This window comes from Caballeronia sp. SBC1 (genome assembly GCF_011493005.1).
Lineage (GTDB): Bacteria > Pseudomonadota > Gammaproteobacteria > Burkholderiales > Burkholderiaceae > Caballeronia.
Genome location: NZ_CP049157.1, coordinates 488,371 through 502,423 on the forward strand (window position 1 = coordinate 488,371; position 14,053 = coordinate 502,423).

Below are 14,053 nucleotides of genomic sequence, written 5' to 3' on the forward strand. Positions count from 1 at the left end.
CGATGTCATTGAAGGTCGACGATGATGTTGCCGGATCCGTCGACCTGCGCGACGCTGTTCGGCAGAATGACGATCGTCGACTCCCGCTCCTCGATCAGTGCAGGCCCCTCGAAACGATCACCACCGCTTAAGCGGTAACGGTCATAGACTGGACAGTCGGTGAAGCCGTTGGTCTCTGGAAAGTAGACGCGGCGGCTGGGTTTCAGCGCATCCCCTGCGTTCTGTCCGGACGAAGCTGTATCGAGGAACGTCAGCTTGGGCAGCTCGATGCGCGCGCTCAACTGCAGCTTGACGAATTCAACACTCTCCGTGCGGGAGAAGGTGCGCTCACCGTAAGTCCGTCCGTAGGCAGCGAAGAAGGCTTCGCAAATCGCCACGGGATCCATGGACCCTGCGGGAAGATCGACATTAATCTCGTAGCCTTGGCCGATGAAGCGCATATCGGCGCTGCGGGTGAAGTGGATCTCACCATCGAGTGAGCCTGCCAAGGCTTGGCGTCGGCCCTCCTCTTCCAGCAACGCGAAGTCCTGCTCGACCAGCGCCATATTGCTGTTAGTTGCCTCGACGATCAGCGTGCGGGCCAGATCGAATCGGAGGTCACCCATCAGAAGACCGACGGCGGACTGCACACCAGCGCCGGTCGGAAACACGATGCGCGGGCAACCGAGCATGCGCGCAATCCGCGCTCCGTGAATAGGGCCCGCCCCACCGAACGGGATAAACGAGAACTGGCGCGGATCCTTGCCGCAGCCAACCGAGACGACGCGAGCCGCCTCAGCCATCTGCGCTGTCACGACCTCGAAGATTCCCCACGCCGCCGCGTCCGCATCAATGCCGAGCTTGTCCCCAATCTGCTCCTGAATGCCCTTGCGAGTTGCGGCAACATCAAGCGACATCTTTCCGCCGAGAAAATAGTCGGGATCGATGTAGCCCAGTATGAGGTCCGCGTCCGTCACGGTGGGGCGCTTCCCACCGCGCCCATAGCAAATGGGACCCGGCACGCTGCTTGCGCTTTCCGGGCCGACCTTGATCGAACCCATCTCAACGCGCGCGATGCTGCCGCCGCCCGATCCGATCTCAACGAGATCGATGGCCGGAATGTCGATAGGAAGACCGCTGTTGCGCTTCAAGTTAACCATGTCGACTTCGAACTGCCCAGTGAGGGCAGGCTTGCCGTCCTCGATCATGCAGACTTTGGCGGTGGTTCCACCCATATCGAACGAGATGATGTTCTTGCCTGCCGCCTTCGTGTAGCGAGCCGCTGTCAGGACACCTGCGGCAGGGCCGGACTCGACAATGCGGATCGGGAACTTCCTGACAATCTCGGGGGTTGCGATGCCACCGTTGGACTGCATAACGAGTAGCTGGCCCTTGTAACCGCGCTCGCGGAGACCGTTGGACAACCTTTCGATATAACGCCGAACCGTCGGGACGACATAGGCGTTGAGCGACGTGGTGCTTCCGCGCTCGTACTCGCGATAAACCGGTGAAACCTCAGACGAGAGCGTAAGCGCAAGCGAAGGTGCGACCTCCCTCAGAATCTCCGCGGTCCGCTGCTCGTGGGCAGGGTTGGCATAGCTATGAAGAAAGCAAATACCCACGGACTCGATGCCCTCACTCAGCATCTCGGCGCCAATGCGACGCACCGCCTCCTCATCCAGCGGCTTGTGCACGCTGCCGTCGAAGAGCATGCGCTCGGCGACTTCCCAGGTGTGCTTACGCCGCACCACGGGAGTCGGCCTGTCGACGTTCGTGTCGTAAATCTCGGCACGCCGCTGACGCCCGATGATTTGGACATCGCGGAATCCAGCCGTCGTGAGGAGTGCTGTCTTTGGCCCGTTACGCTGGATGATCGTGTTAGTCGCGATTGTCGTTGCGTGACGGATGTCAGAGACGTCCGAAACCGTGATCCCTGCCGTGGAGGCCAATTGCTCGACGCCATCCAGAACGGCCAGCGAGGGGTCGGCCGGTGTCGTCAGAAGCTTAAGAAAATCAATTTGATGATTCCGGTCATTGAACAAAGCGAAATCCGTGAAAGTGCCGCCAACATCAACTCCTATTCGATAGCTCATCTTCGCCTCAAAAAGTTAAAAGTCCACCCGACAACCACTTTCTCCGATTAAAGTGGAAATTATTTCCACACATATTGCATCCAAGCGTAACGCTACGTCAACAGTTTTTTTGGCACTCTTCGAACACCAGAGGACGAGTGAGGCGTACTGGGCGGCCCCGCGTTCATATGGTCAGCGACGACAGATGCCTTTCCGTGTGGTCGGGTTTTTTTTTCGCCAAGGTCGACGACACATCTGAGCAATAACGCAGGCAGATTGATGCGCTCAAGAGCCAAAGCTTGCCTGCATGCTCGATCGCGCGGCGCGCAGGCGTTTCCCACGACACAGCAATTCCGTTATCTGACATCTGATGAGGTGCCGCCCCACGGTTGCGTGGGGCGGCGGTCCGCCAAACTCGAACTGGTCGTAGCCCGTGGTGCGCTTCGGACGGGGAACGCCACACAAGACACGCAGCAAGAAGATCCCGGTTTCCACGCAGCCTCTTTTTGAAACTCTTGACACGGCGTTACGCCTCGATCACCATAATTGGAAATAATTTCCATTTTTACCAGAAAAAATTTGGCGAGCGAATTCCTTAAGTGGGTAGCGGGTAGACCTTCAACTTTCGAGTCGAACTTGAGCGATCGAATAGGAGTTGTTGTTGGCGGCACCCAATACGACGCAAGGGAACCGGAGTCGCTCCTGGCGTAGCTGCGTGATTGAACGCTTCGTGGTTGTCGTTTTTCAACGATGGCAATTTGTAGTCCTATGTAAGTAGACCTTCGATACGCTTCGAATCGGACTGGTCTGCACTGGAATGTCGATGAAAGTTTTGGCCCGTATTCAACGGATGGCTAAGGAGCGAGGCAATGGATCGGTCGTCGTGCGCGGGAGCAGGCGGCAGCACGTCATCCGATAGCCGAAATGAAATGCCGCACAGCTGGTTCGGCTGAGGATTCCTGGCCGGCGGATTTAGAACCGGCACCGGCTGGGCGGTTGCGGGCGGGTGGCTGGGTCAGGAAGCGGGTTGTTCGGGAAACAACATGCACGGTTTCTCGCGAATGGGCATTAAGCACGGACAGTTTCACTACGTTGCAGAAAGTAAATAACCCACACGGAGGTCTTTCAATGAAAAAATCGCTTACCGCTATGGCCGCTCTGAGCACGTTGGCTGGCGCTGCCCACGCTCAGAGCAGTGTCACCTTGTATGGTCTTATCGACGAAGGTCCGACCTACGTCAGCAACGCCGGCGGCCATAGCCAGGTGATGCTGCAGTCGGGCCTTCTGAATGCTAGCCGCTGGGGCATGACGGGCGCCGAAGATCTGGGTGGTGGCCTGAAAGCGATCTTCACGTTGGAAAACGGCTACAACGTGAACACGGGAGCGTTGGGCAATGGTGGCCTCGAATTTGGCCGTAAGGCGATCGTCGGCCTGTCCGGCAACTTCGGTACCGTTACGGTCGGGCGCCAATTCAACTTCACACCGGTCAGCCCGCTGACGGCCAACACCGATTGGGCCGGCGGCAATTTTTCCCGTGCAGGCGACGTTGACAACCTGAACAACAACTATGGCTACAGCAATTCGATCAAGTATGACAGCCTGACCTACAGTGGCTTCAAGTTCGGCGGCATCTACAGCTTAGGCGGCGTTGCAGGCAACTTCTCGCGCAACCAGATCTGGTCGCTCAACACAAGCTACACGAATGGCCCGATTCAAGGAGCCGCTGAGTTCACGCACGTCAATAACCCGAACACGGCGTTATACGCCAACAACGGCGGCAACACGACCGGTACGGTGAACAATATATCGAGCAACCCGATCTATGGTGGTTACGCATCTGCTCACTCCACGAACACTTTCGCTGCGGGCGCAGCCTATACGTTAGGCGCGGCTACGCTCGGCGCGGTGTACAGCCACGTGAGTTTCAAGGACGTGGGCGACGCGACGTCTGCCCCGGTTACCGCGAGCACGACCTCGAGTACCTCGCCGAAGTTCGACAGTGGCGAAGTCAGCGTCAAGTATATGGTGACCCCGTCCCTGCAACTGGCTACCGCATACGATTACACGCAGGGTAGCTCGAATGTATTCAGCGGCGTCAGCCAACCCGCGGCAAAGTACAACATGTTCACGATCGGGGCTGACTACTACCTCTCCAAACGCACCGATATCTATGCCACCGCCGTTTATGAAAAGGCAAGCGGGGTTGATTCAACGGGCAAACAGGCCGTCGCATACCTCATTGGCACTACCGCGTCGAGTACGGATCGCCAATTGGCGCTGCACATTGCTATCCGTCACAAGTTCTAATTTATCGTGTTACACATTCATGATTAGCTTAGAGCAGAACGGACACCGTTGAAGGCGTCGAGCAATGTAAGCTGCAATGCGAGCTGCAGGCGTGGATGAAAGCAGGCGGATGTCGCTGCGCGATTGCGGAGCCACGAAGAACGTCATCCGCAGCCAAGGCAAAGCGGCTGCGGATCGCACCGCACCCCGAAAAGTTGGATATCGATACAACCTTTTGGGGTGTTTTTATGGCGAAGTACTGTGAGCGTACTGTCACGTTGTTAAAGGTCGCACAAGCGAATATGTATAACGTTAGCATTCCTTATTTATGCCACAAGGCGATCCAGCATTGCATTGCCGGTCACCACCTCCCACGCTCCAAAGGCATACGTGCGCGCCCGCCGCTTCTCTTGCGTGCTCGCGTTGTGGCAGTGCAAAAACAGATTTCCTCCCTGATCGTGGACTGACGTGAATCGCTGCAGGTGGCGCGGTGATTTGAAGCGGCGCATCGCCTTCTCGCGCACCCGCGTTGGCTGATGCGAGTTCTCCGCCCGGTTGTTCAATCCCTTATGCTGGCGGCGCTCAACGTTCATCCCCAAGTCTCTAATCGTCGCAGCGTAGCTCCTGAGTTCATGCACTAGCAGGCAAGCGGACCTGCGCTATCGGGCAAGCGTTGCATGGTCTCTCGGCGATATCGTTGTCTCACCCCGCCAAACCTGCCGACCCCTTTGGGGAGCGGGAATATCAAGGAGACGATGATGGAAATCAAGCCGAAGGTCTGTGAAGAAGCTGTTCAACTGAACGATATCCCCTGGAAGGCGTTCCCTGATGCGCTCTCCCATGGCGGCATCCGCTGGAAGATGCTGCACGCCTCGCCCGAGATGGGCGCCTGGACGGCGATTTTCGACTGCCCGGCAGGCTCCTCCTTTAATGCTCACTTCCACGTCGGCCCCGGCGAATATCTTCTGACAAAAGGCCGCATGGATGTCCGCGGTGGTGCCGAGCACGGCGGTGACACCGTCGTCGCTCCCGCATACGGCTACGAATCCGCGAACGCGCGGCACGACAAGACGTATTTCCCCGTCGACAGCGAGTTCTACATGACGTTCCTCGGCCCGCTGTCATTCATCAAGGAAGACGGCACGCCGATCGTCGTCGTGACGTGGGACGAAGCGCAGCGCGCCTACGCGGCCTAAGCACGCACTAAGCCTGCACTAAGCGGCTCTGAGCCGCATGGCCGCCTCAACCTGTTCGCGGGATCTGCAACCGCTTTTGGAGACATTGAACATGACCCATGCTTCAGCACAGATCGATGGCACCACCCAGCAGGTGTTCGACCATCATCTCGGCGCGTTCGCTCAAGGTCTGGACGAGCTTCTGAAAGACTACGACGACCGCTCGACGATCATCACGCCGGACAAGACCTATAGTGGCAGCACGGAGATCCGCGCCTTCTTCAAGGCGTTCCTCGAAAAGGCTGATCCCGGATTCTGGCCAGCATTCAAGATCACGAGCAGTTGCACGATGGGTGAAGTCGCCTATCTGGCATGGGAAGCGAAGCCCTGGGTGACGCTTGCCACCGATACGCTGGTCGTCAAGGATGGAAAGATCGCAGTCCAGACCTTCACGCCCTTCCCAGGCTAAGCGCCACTCGCGCCAGCCAGCGGGAACCGTTTGGACAGGTTCGGCGGTAGCGAAACGCTTTAGCGGCTCTCCGTGCAAACGGTAACAGCCGACGTGGATCCGTCCATGTCGGCATCCGCATATTCCGGAAGAAAAATTGGCCAAGATCATTCACTCCATGATCCGTGTTCACGACCTTGGCCGGTCGTTGCAGTTCTACAAGGATGCGCTCGGACTCTCGACCAGCCACCGCCTGGACTTCCCCGACTTCTCGCTCGTGTATCTGCGTAACGAGGAGAACGACTTCGAGATCGAGCTCACCTGGAACAAAGGGCGCGAGCCCGCCTACACGCATGGCGATGGCTACGGACACGTCGCGGTCGCCGTAGCAGACCTCGAATCTGAGCACGAGCGGATGGCGGAACTGGGCATCAATCCGACCGCGGTGAAGGAATTCAAACGTGGCGACGAGATGCTCGCGCGCTTTTTCTTCATGCAGGACCCCGACGGCTACAAGATCGAGGTACTGGAGCGCTCAGGGCACTACGTGTGATGCGGTGGTGGCGGAATAACGCGCGCCACCACCGCTTGTCAGAGTCAGACAATGTCCGCGTCCGAGCCCGAAGTGCCACTCGGTGCGGCGCGGCGCACGTCGCCGGGCGAGGCGCCATACCGCTGCCGGAAGGTCCGGCAAAAATGGCTTATCGAATTGAAGCCCCAGCGGAATGCGATCTCGGAAATTTGCAGGCGCTGGAAGGCGGGATCAATCAGCGCCTCTTTGCATACGTGCAGACGACTGTCCAGGATGAATCCTGAGACGGTCATATCGCTGCGCTGGAACAGCATATGCAGGTAACGCAGCGAGATGTTGTTCGCCTCTGCGATGCGTGTCGGATTCAGATCTTCCTCATGAAGGTGCCGCAGGATGAAGTCCTTCACGCGCCGCAGCATTGCTGCACTCGCATCGAACGTCGCCGAAGGCTGCTGGCCCGAGAGGGCAATGCCAAGAAGTTCAAGCGTGGACCGGCTCACAGAAGCCTGTACGGTCTGGTCAAGGCTCTCGATCTGGTTAGACAATGCCAGCAGGTGGACCGCCAGCAGCGACCCGACGCCAGTATGGCTTTCTATCTTGCCGCCCGATGGCGGCTGCTTTCGCTCCGGCAAACGCTCCCGCATCACGGACCAGGGGATCATCAGCGTCACCTTGTGCAGCCGCTCAAGCACTTCGAACTGCACCTCCTGATCGGTCGTCCATACAACGAGGTCGCCCGATGTCACCTCCACCCCAGAATCGCCAATCCTGAAGCGCTCACGGCCGCCCGTGGTCAGTTGGACACCCACATACAGCTCATCGTCATGCCGTACCTGAGCGCGTTTCCGTTGTCCGACGCAAGGGTCACATATCGTCTCAACAATCCCGGCGCCGGCGAAGTCGTGTTGCTTCACACTCGCATAGAACGTCGCAGGCAACCGTTGCGGAACCTGCCACTCCCTGTAGCTGTGACTCAGCACATCCTGCCAGGCGTCTGTGCGATCGTTCGTGGGAATCTCGTCGATCGACCATTCAGTGAAAGCGTTTTGCAAGTCCGTCTCCAATCTCGGCGCCTCTTCCATTGGAGACGCTCACGCCATTTTTCGAAGGTACACCCAACGACCCGGCCCTGCGAGGGATGCTCCCCCCATCCGCCCAGGTTTGCTGCATCGCACACCTGCCAGACCTGGGCGCATCAGCAGTACTACTGCAATACCTGAGCGACTGTGCTATCCCCATTATGGTTCTCGTTGCCATCCCACCCTTGCTCCATAGCGCAAAAGGAGTTGACCTTACGCGCACTGGCATTTCGCAACTTCGGGATGCGTGCTAGCCACAGCGAGCCCCGCCCTCTCCCGCTCTTTGGCGAAGACAGCGAGTGCGCTATACGGCAATTCTCCGTGCACGGAAATGCAAACTGCACTCCGCCCCGACTGTTACCTTAAATCCATTGGTCCGCGCGGGTTCCCTACTAGCAACCCGGAGGGCCGAAGCTCTCCCTGGGAGAAGTGAGATGTGGCACCTGCCCAGGCGCGAGGCTATCTCTGACGCATCCGTCCTTTAATATCAGGAGTACTGGTTATGCCACTTATGGATGTTACCTTTGCGCAAGGTTCACTGAGCTCAGAGGCCCAAAGCAGGCTCTCGGCGAAGCTGTGGTCCATCGCGCTTCGTTGGGAAGGCATCGAAGTTAACGAGACATCTGCGTCCGTCGCCTGGGTCTACCTTGACGAGCGCCCCCAACATCACATCACCGTCGCCGGAAAGTCTCCCAGGCAGAACATTTATCGCGTCAATGTGCGGGTCATGGCTGGGTTCATGGATCAAACGCGGATCGACGGTCTCGCCCGCGAGCTGACCGACTCAATCCTTGAAGTCGACGGAACGAAGGGCGACGGGAGCGGCCCACGAGTATTTTGTATTATCGAGGAGATCCCTAGCGGTACCTGGAGTATCGACGGGCAGACCTGGACCACCGCGTTCACTGCACGGACATTGCAGCTCGATAGCGAACGCATCGACGCCATGGAAAGCGCCGTGGCCGCCCGCCCCCGCATTGATGTTCCCTATAGCGCGAAGAATTAAATCCTTAAGGAGGTTACGAATGGCTCGATCAAAGGGGTGCTCGTCCACCTGAAATAATGGATCCATCCGCACTCTCTTCCGCCTCTCAGAGATATTTCCTAAAGTAGTAGCAATGCCCGCGGGACAGCGAACAAAATCAGCCGGCCGGCCCGCCATTTCCAGCTTCAAAGGACAAGGCCATGAGTCAGGAAACGCTCTATTTCGACGACCTCAAGGTCGGCGACACTTTCACCACCGGTTCGTATGAAGTCAGCGCTGCCGATATAAAAAGGTTCGCCGCGGAGTTCGATCCGCAGCCGTTCCACCTCAACGATGAAGCCGCGCGCGACACAATGTTCGGCGGCCTCGCCGCGAGCGGCTGGCATACCGCGGCGATCACAATGCGTCTGCTCGTCTCCGATGGCCCGAAGCTGGCCAATGGCGTGCTCGGCGCCGGCGCCGAGATCGAATGGAAGATGCCGACGCGCCCCGGCGACGCACTGCAAGTCGAGAGCGAAGTCGCGGAGCTGATCCCGTCTCGCTCGCGCACCGATCGCGGAATGCTGGTGTTGCGCTCCAGAACGATCAATCAGCATGGCGAAGTCGTGCAGAACCTGAGCGCAAAGCTGATCGTCGCGCGCCGGCCCGCGTAGCACCGAACACCCAAACCATTTGCCGCTGCGTCCTGCAAGAGCAGTTCGGCGCACGCCTCTTCTATCGCGGCGCGTGACTCGTGCGCCCATGCAAGTGCGCCCATGCAAAATCCAGGAGATTGAAATGATAAAACGTACCGACGTGGAATTCGAAGCGGACGGCGGCGTCAAGCTGCGCGGCTGGCTCTTCGTTCCGCCCGGCGAAGGACGGCGACCCGCGATCACCATGGCGCACGGCTACGCCGGCGTGAAGGAGCACGCGCTCGAACCGTTCGCGCGCGCGTTCGCCGAAGCTGGCTTCGTCGTGCTGCTGCACGACCATCGGGGCTTCGGCGCGAGCGAAGGCACGCCGCGCTACGACATCGATCCGTGGCGTCAGATCGCGGACTGGCGACGCGCCATCAGCTTTCTCGAAAGTCTCGACGTCGTCGATCCTGCTCGCATCGGCCTCTGGGGCACGAGCTATGCTGGCGGCCATGCGATCGTGCTAGGCGCAACCGACCGGCGCCTGCGCTGCGTCGTCGCGCAGGTGCCAACGATCAGCGGCTACGAACAGGGGCTGCGCCGCATTGCGCCGGAGAACGTTGCCGCGATCGAGGAAGCGTTCGCCGACGACGATCGCGCACAATTGCGCGGCGAGCCACCCCGGCGTCAGGCGGTCGTCAGTGCCAACCCCGCGACCCCTGCGTCGTATCGTGCGCAGGACGCGCTCGACTTCTATTTGCAACCGCTGCCAGACGACGCGTGGGAAAACAACGTGACGGTCCGCTCGACACGCGCCGCGCGCATGTATGAACCCGGCCACTGGATCACGCGCGTATCGCCGACGCCGCTCCTGATGGTGGTCGCCATGCGCGACACGATCACGCTGGCCGATCTCGAACTCGCAGCCTACGAACGCGCGCTGCAGCCGAAGCGGCTCGTGACGATCGAAGGCGGCCACTTCGATCCGTATCTGTCGCAATTCCGGCTTTCGAGTGAAGCCGCAGTCGAGTGGTTCAGGCAGCACCTCGGCTAACGATCACTTTCACGACCAAGGACTTCCCCATGTCTCACCTGACTGGTCTGACTGTCAGCTTCGACGACGGCCTCGCGACAATCGTCATTGACCGCCCTCCGCAGAATCGCATCGACGACCAGATGGTCGACGAACTGGCCGCGGCCGTCACGGCGATCGAGCGCAGCGACGCGCGTGCGGTGCTCGTGCGCAGCGAAGGCGAAAACTTCTCGTTCGGCGGCGACATCATGACCTGGCCCGACGCGAGCGTGCGCGAACTGCGTGCGCGCTTCGGCGACAGGATTTCAACGGGCACTAGCAGCAAGCATCGGGAGTGCGGCGGGCATTGCCCGTCGACCGCTATGTAGTACGGATTGGGGCGTTGCCCTCGCGTTGGTCATTCGCTTTGTCCAGACGCAAACGTTAGCAAAGATCCTCATCCGGCAAGGCTGCAAATGTCGCGTGTCAAGAGGCCAGACTCCTGAGCAAGACCTATGCACGCGCGGCCGATCAGCATGGTATCGTGCGACGCTTCGCGCAGCGAGAACGCGTTTTCAACGTAAAACTCATGCGCTGTTATTGATCGACGACCTCACACAAGAATGTTCACGCTTCCCGTCGCGACAGGCGACCAGCCGTCCGGCAATCAAGAAAATCGCCGCGAGCTCCTCAAAACCGTTGTTGCAGCTTCGCTCGTGACCGGCCTCGAAATGTTCGATTTCACCGTGTTCGGATTCTTCGCGGTGGTGATCGGAGACCGGTTCTTCCCGGCAAAAGATCCGATGACCTCGTTACTCTGGGCCGTCGGCACATTCGGCGTGGGCTTCTTCATGCGGCCTCTTGGCGCAATGATCATCGGCGCTTACGCGGACCGCGTGGGACGCCGCGCAGCAATGACGAGGACTAGCTGGATGATGGCCCTGGGGACGGTTGCGGTCGGCCTGTGCCCGTCCTTTGCGAGCATAGGCGTGATCGCGCCACTCGTTGTCATCGCCGGTCGATCGTTGCAGGGTTTTGCCGTCGGCGGCGACATCGGCGTTGCCGCGACCTTTGTGATGGAGGCAGGCCCCGTGTCGCGTCGCGGCTATCTGGTGAGCTGGCAGCTCACTAGCCAGGGCGCGGCCGCGTTGCTGGGTGCAACCCTGGGCGTGCTGCTCACGAGCACGATGTCACCGGCTTCTCTTAACTCGTGGGGCTGGCGGATCCCATTCCTGATCGGCCTGCTCATCGCGCCAGTCGGTCTCTATGTTCGCCAACGGCTTCGCGATAATCCGATTCCCGCCAACACCGCCAGACATGCCGGCATACCGCTCGCTGAACTGCGTCGCGAACATGGGACGACGATCCTGCTGGCGATGCTGATGATGATGGGGCAAACCATACCGGTCTACGCTATCGTCTACTACATGCCGAGCTATGCGACTCGCGTAATGCACATGCCCGCCATCGTTGGATTTCTGGCGTCCGCGTTGTCTGCGCTGCTGCTGGTCGTCATTCCGCCGCTGTCCGGCCGTCTTTTGGACCGTCTGCCACGCCGCAAGCCACTGGCCCTCCTCGCTTCAGGATGCACGGCGCTTCTGGTCTATCCGGTCTTTCTGATGATTACCCGTGCGACCAGCGCGCTGCCTGTCCTGTGTGGAGTCGGCCTCATTAGCGCAATGGTGGCGCTCGGCGCCGGCGCTGTTGCCCTGCTTGTGCTCGAAGCGCTTCCTGCGCGGGTGCGCGCCAGCGGCATGGCCGTTTCGCATGCGCTGCACGTCGCCTTGTTCGGCGGTACCGCTCAATTCATTGTGACGGGATTGATCAAATGGACCGGCGATCCCATGTCCGCAGCCTGGTATGTGGCGCCGGCGTGTGCGGTGAGCTTCTGTGCGCTGATGCTGTTCAAGGAACAGCGCTTCGAAACCTGAACCGCCGCGCATGCATTGATGCTTGTCGCCAATCCGACGGGCATCATCCGGTCTGTGAGATCGTGCCTTGAAGGCAAGCCATCGATCAGAACACGACGGTTGCTCCAGTGGTCAACAGCAGGGCCGCGGCGTGGGACGGCGCCGAAACCGTGTCACTCCCCTGAATGGCCGTCAGCCCTGTTGCCAAAAGTATGTACTGCTGAGTTTATGAGCCGATCCACTGATGACGCAACTTTCTTCCTTGCCGGCGTTATCCCGACACAACCTAGCAATCGACAGCAAGCTGCGCGGTTGCGACACCGCTAATCTTCGTATTCGCAACGCCCTACAGCAGCATGCCGATAGCGAGACGATTGAAAGCGTTCATCAGCGCGATGGCCAATGTCAAATCCGAGATTTCTGCATCGGAGAAGAGTGCCTTCAGAGGGGCGTAGCGTTCGTCGGGAGCACCTTGTTCGGCGACGTGCGTCAACGTCTCTGCCCATGCGAGCGCAGCGCGTTCCCGTGCGTCGAACAGCTCGCTGACACGCCAACCCGCGAGTTGATCGAGCTTGCGTTGCGCGACACCGGAATCACGGAGCGTCGATGAATGTTTGTCGAGACAGAACGCGCAACCATTGATCTGCGAGATGCGTAGATAGATCAATTCGATCATTGGCAGACCAAGGCTGCTTTCGGAAAGTGCCTTGTTGGTCGCCAGAAGACCGTGGTAAGCAGCCGGAGATAGTGTCGTAAAAGGAAGGCGAAGTTGGCTCATGATAGGACTCTGAAATAGGCAGTGGAAAAAAGGCGAAACAGTTTGAAGCTAAAAATTCACGCCAATGGCACAGACGCGATCGACTCTGGTTCACTTCCGGCAAAGAGTGGCGTTTGCAATAACTGCTGGCGCGCGCTGGAGAATGCGGCGCTCACCGCCTCTTCACCTCCGACCAGCCCCTGCAGATAGATGAAGCGACTGTCACTGATGCCGATTGTCCGCAGTGCATGTCGCAAATAGTCAGACAGGAAATCAGGTTGTCGCGCTTGCGGCCCTTGGTGAATTCCGCCGGAACTCACGATGATGTAGGTCGGACGATCGGCCAGGAGGCCGACCTTACCTTCGGGACCTGCCGAAAAAGAGCGTCCAATCCGCAGCACGTGATCGATCCACAACTTCAGCGTTGCCGGCACGGTGAAGTTATGCATCGGCGTGGCGATCAACAGGTGGCGGCTCCCCTCCAATTCATCGATTAACTGCTCCGATTGCTGAAAGGCGGCGTCATCGCGGGGAGTGCGTTTTGTCAGCGCCGCCCCGTATGCGGCACTCAGCGGCGGCAGTGGATTCGCCGCGAGGTCGCGTCGATTCACGCTCATTGCCGGATGTCTTTCGCGCAGCGTTTCAAGCAGCGCTTCGGCGAAACGGTATGCATGCGAGGCTTGTTGATTCGGGCTCGCGCTCAAGAATAAAAAGTCGTTCATGCCGCATCCTGTTGCGCTTGGTTCAACGGCTGGACAAAATGCATGCCGCGCGCCAACAAGCCTTGTCGGAAGTAAAAGCGCTGTGCCAGTGCCATATGAAGGCCGGTATCCAGGACAAGATGCTGACATCCCAGGCGTGTTGCTTCGTTGCGCACCGCCGTGATCAGGAATGCGCCGAGACCTTGCTGACGCTCGCCTGTGTCTATGACCAGATCGTCGACATAAACGAAGCGCCCATACAGCAGGTTTTCCGTTGGGCGATAACCGATCAGGCCCGCGATCCGCTCATCCATGTAAGCGCCAAGCAGCCGATATCCGTGCGCGTACTGACGCGCGATCTGTTCGCCGAACGCGGCCTCGTCGGTCAGATGAGGGCGCAGTTCGCGCATCAGCGCGAAGCCTGCCCGCTGCAGCATGGGGTTATCCAACTCCCGAAGTTTCATGGTCGGTGCCATCGCTGTACCTCTTTCTTTGTTTGT

General features: G+C 59.2%; 15 protein-coding genes. 9 read left to right on the forward strand and 6 right to left on the reverse strand.

The annotated features are described in order from the left end of the window. Nucleotides 1-5: 5 nt before the first annotated feature. A complete protein-coding gene (locus SBC1_RS20180; RefSeq protein WP_241202145.1) occupies nucleotides 6-2,021 on the reverse strand; it encodes a hydantoinase/oxoprolinase family protein in 2,016 nt (671 codons plus the stop codon). A 1,158-nt stretch (nucleotides 2,022-3,179) separates the two neighbouring features. On the opposite strand from SBC1_RS20180, the gene SBC1_RS20185 reads away from it, so the two are divergent. After that, nucleotides 3,180-4,358: a porin gene (locus SBC1_RS20185; RefSeq protein WP_165097858.1), complete on the forward strand. Its 1,179-nt coding sequence runs from the start codon at nucleotides 3,180-3,182 to the stop codon at nucleotides 4,356-4,358. A 305-nt stretch (nucleotides 4,359-4,663) separates the two neighbouring features. Here SBC1_RS20185 and SBC1_RS20190 read toward each other — a convergent pair whose 3' ends face one another. Further along, nucleotides 4,664-4,930 (reverse strand): IS6 family transposase, encoded by a 267-nt coding sequence (locus tag SBC1_RS20190; protein ID WP_206366075.1) that lies wholly within the window; start codon nucleotides 4,928-4,930, stop codon nucleotides 4,664-4,666. A gap of 165 nt (nucleotides 4,931-5,095) precedes the next feature. On the opposite strand from SBC1_RS20190, the gene SBC1_RS20195 reads away from it, so the two are divergent. The 3 genes from SBC1_RS20195 to SBC1_RS20205 all read left to right on the forward strand — a co-directional run bounded on the left by SBC1_RS20195 (nucleotide 5,096) and on the right by SBC1_RS20205 (nucleotide 6,513). Next, nucleotides 5,096-5,533: a cupin domain-containing protein gene (locus SBC1_RS20195; protein ID WP_165101446.1), complete on the forward strand. Its 438-nt coding sequence runs from the start codon at nucleotides 5,096-5,098 to the stop codon at nucleotides 5,531-5,533. 91 nt (nucleotides 5,534-5,624) lie between these two features. Further along, nucleotides 5,625-5,981 carry a nuclear transport factor 2 family protein gene (locus SBC1_RS20200; RefSeq protein WP_165097820.1) on the forward strand — a complete coding sequence of 119 codons (357 nt, stop codon included), beginning with the start codon at nucleotides 5,625-5,627 and terminating at the stop codon, nucleotides 5,979-5,981. A 136-nt stretch (nucleotides 5,982-6,117) separates the two neighbouring features. Continuing rightward, nucleotides 6,118-6,513: a VOC family protein gene (locus tag SBC1_RS20205; protein WP_165097817.1), complete on the forward strand. Its 396-nt coding sequence runs from the start codon at nucleotides 6,118-6,120 to the stop codon at nucleotides 6,511-6,513. A 44-nt stretch (nucleotides 6,514-6,557) separates the two neighbouring features. Here the strand turns inward: SBC1_RS20205 and SBC1_RS20210 are convergent, their stop codons facing one another. Next, nucleotides 6,558-7,544 carry a helix-turn-helix domain-containing protein gene (locus SBC1_RS20210; protein ID WP_241202144.1) on the reverse strand — a complete coding sequence of 329 codons (987 nt, stop codon included), beginning with the start codon at nucleotides 7,542-7,544 and terminating at the stop codon, nucleotides 6,558-6,560. A gap of 529 nt (nucleotides 7,545-8,073) precedes the next feature. Between SBC1_RS20210 and SBC1_RS20215 the strand changes: the two genes are divergently transcribed. The 5 genes from SBC1_RS20215 to SBC1_RS20235 all read left to right on the forward strand — a co-directional run bounded on the left by SBC1_RS20215 (nucleotide 8,074) and on the right by SBC1_RS20235 (nucleotide 12,116). Next, the gene (locus SBC1_RS20215; protein WP_165097811.1) at nucleotides 8,074-8,577 is read left to right on the forward strand and encodes a hypothetical protein; all 504 of its coding nucleotides are present in this window, start codon (nucleotides 8,074-8,076) and stop codon (nucleotides 8,575-8,577) included. A 179-nt stretch (nucleotides 8,578-8,756) separates the two neighbouring features. After that, entirely contained in the window at nucleotides 8,757-9,209 is a 453-nt protein-coding gene (locus SBC1_RS20220; protein WP_165097808.1) for a MaoC family dehydratase, read from the forward strand. 124 nt (nucleotides 9,210-9,333) lie between these two features. Beyond that, a complete protein-coding gene (locus tag SBC1_RS20225) occupies nucleotides 9,334-10,227 on the forward strand; it encodes an alpha/beta hydrolase (RefSeq protein WP_165097764.1) in 894 nt (297 codons plus the stop codon). A 29-nt stretch (nucleotides 10,228-10,256) separates the two neighbouring features. Continuing rightward, nucleotides 10,257-10,574: an enoyl-CoA hydratase/isomerase family protein gene (locus SBC1_RS20230; protein ID WP_241202143.1), complete on the forward strand. Its 318-nt coding sequence runs from the start codon at nucleotides 10,257-10,259 to the stop codon at nucleotides 10,572-10,574. A 234-nt stretch (nucleotides 10,575-10,808) separates the two neighbouring features. Next, on the forward strand, nucleotides 10,809-12,116 hold the full coding sequence (locus SBC1_RS20235) for an MFS transporter (RefSeq protein ID WP_165097760.1): 1,308 nt from the start codon (nucleotides 10,809-10,811) through the stop codon (nucleotides 12,114-12,116). Between the two features lie 325 nt (nucleotides 12,117-12,441). Here SBC1_RS20235 and SBC1_RS20240 read toward each other — a convergent pair whose 3' ends face one another. From SBC1_RS20240 to SBC1_RS20250, 3 genes are read right to left on the reverse strand one after another with little or no spacing between them, the layout of a single operon-like run. Continuing rightward, entirely contained in the window at nucleotides 12,442-12,873 is a 432-nt protein-coding gene (locus SBC1_RS20240) for a carboxymuconolactone decarboxylase family protein (protein ID WP_165097757.1), read from the reverse strand. Nucleotides 12,874-12,929: 56 nt separating this feature from the next. Continuing rightward, complete coding sequence (locus SBC1_RS20245) at nucleotides 12,930-13,574, reverse strand: FMN-dependent NADH-azoreductase (protein WP_165097754.1); 645 nt, start codon at nucleotides 13,572-13,574, stop codon at nucleotides 12,930-12,932. Further along, nucleotides 13,571-14,029, reverse strand: a complete 459-nt coding sequence (locus tag SBC1_RS20250) for a GNAT family N-acetyltransferase (RefSeq protein ID WP_165097749.1) — start codon at nucleotides 14,027-14,029, stop codon at nucleotides 13,571-13,573. The genes SBC1_RS20245 and SBC1_RS20250 overlap by 4 nt, the downstream gene beginning before the upstream one ends. Nucleotides 14,030-14,053 lie beyond the last annotated feature (24 nt).

What these genes read in the sequence shown, in the direction of transcription:
- SBC1_RS20185 (WP_165097858.1), top strand. Translation starts at nt 3,180, where the DNA reads ATGAAAAAATCGCTTACCGCTATGGCCGCTCTGAGCACGTTGGCTGGC.
- SBC1_RS20190 (WP_206366075.1), bottom strand. Translation starts at nt 4,930, where the DNA reads ATGAACGTTGAGCGCCGCCAGCATAAGGGATTGAACAACCGGGCGGAG.
- SBC1_RS20195 (WP_165101446.1), top strand. Translation starts at nt 5,096, where the DNA reads ATGGAAATCAAGCCGAAGGTCTGTGAAGAAGCTGTTCAACTGAACGAT.
- SBC1_RS20200 (WP_165097820.1), top strand. Translation starts at nt 5,625, where the DNA reads ATGACCCATGCTTCAGCACAGATCGATGGCACCACCCAGCAGGTGTTC.
- SBC1_RS20215 (WP_165097811.1), top strand. Translation starts at nt 8,074, where the DNA reads ATGCCACTTATGGATGTTACCTTTGCGCAAGGTTCACTGAGCTCAGAG.
- SBC1_RS20220 (WP_165097808.1), top strand. Translation starts at nt 8,757, where the DNA reads ATGAGTCAGGAAACGCTCTATTTCGACGACCTCAAGGTCGGCGACACT.
- SBC1_RS20225 (WP_165097764.1), top strand. Translation starts at nt 9,334, where the DNA reads ATGATAAAACGTACCGACGTGGAATTCGAAGCGGACGGCGGCGTCAAG.
- SBC1_RS20230 (WP_241202143.1), top strand. Translation starts at nt 10,257, where the DNA reads ATGTCTCACCTGACTGGTCTGACTGTCAGCTTCGACGACGGCCTCGCG.
- SBC1_RS20235 (WP_165097760.1), top strand. Translation starts at nt 10,809, where the DNA reads ATGTTCACGCTTCCCGTCGCGACAGGCGACCAGCCGTCCGGCAATCAA.
- SBC1_RS20240 (WP_165097757.1), bottom strand. Translation starts at nt 12,873, where the DNA reads ATGAGCCAACTTCGCCTTCCTTTTACGACACTATCTCCGGCTGCTTAC.
- SBC1_RS20245 (WP_165097754.1), bottom strand. Translation starts at nt 13,574, where the DNA reads ATGAACGACTTTTTATTCTTGAGCGCGAGCCCGAATCAACAAGCCTCG.
- SBC1_RS20250 (WP_165097749.1), bottom strand. Translation starts at nt 14,029, where the DNA reads ATGGCACCGACCATGAAACTTCGGGAGTTGGATAACCCCATGCTGCAG.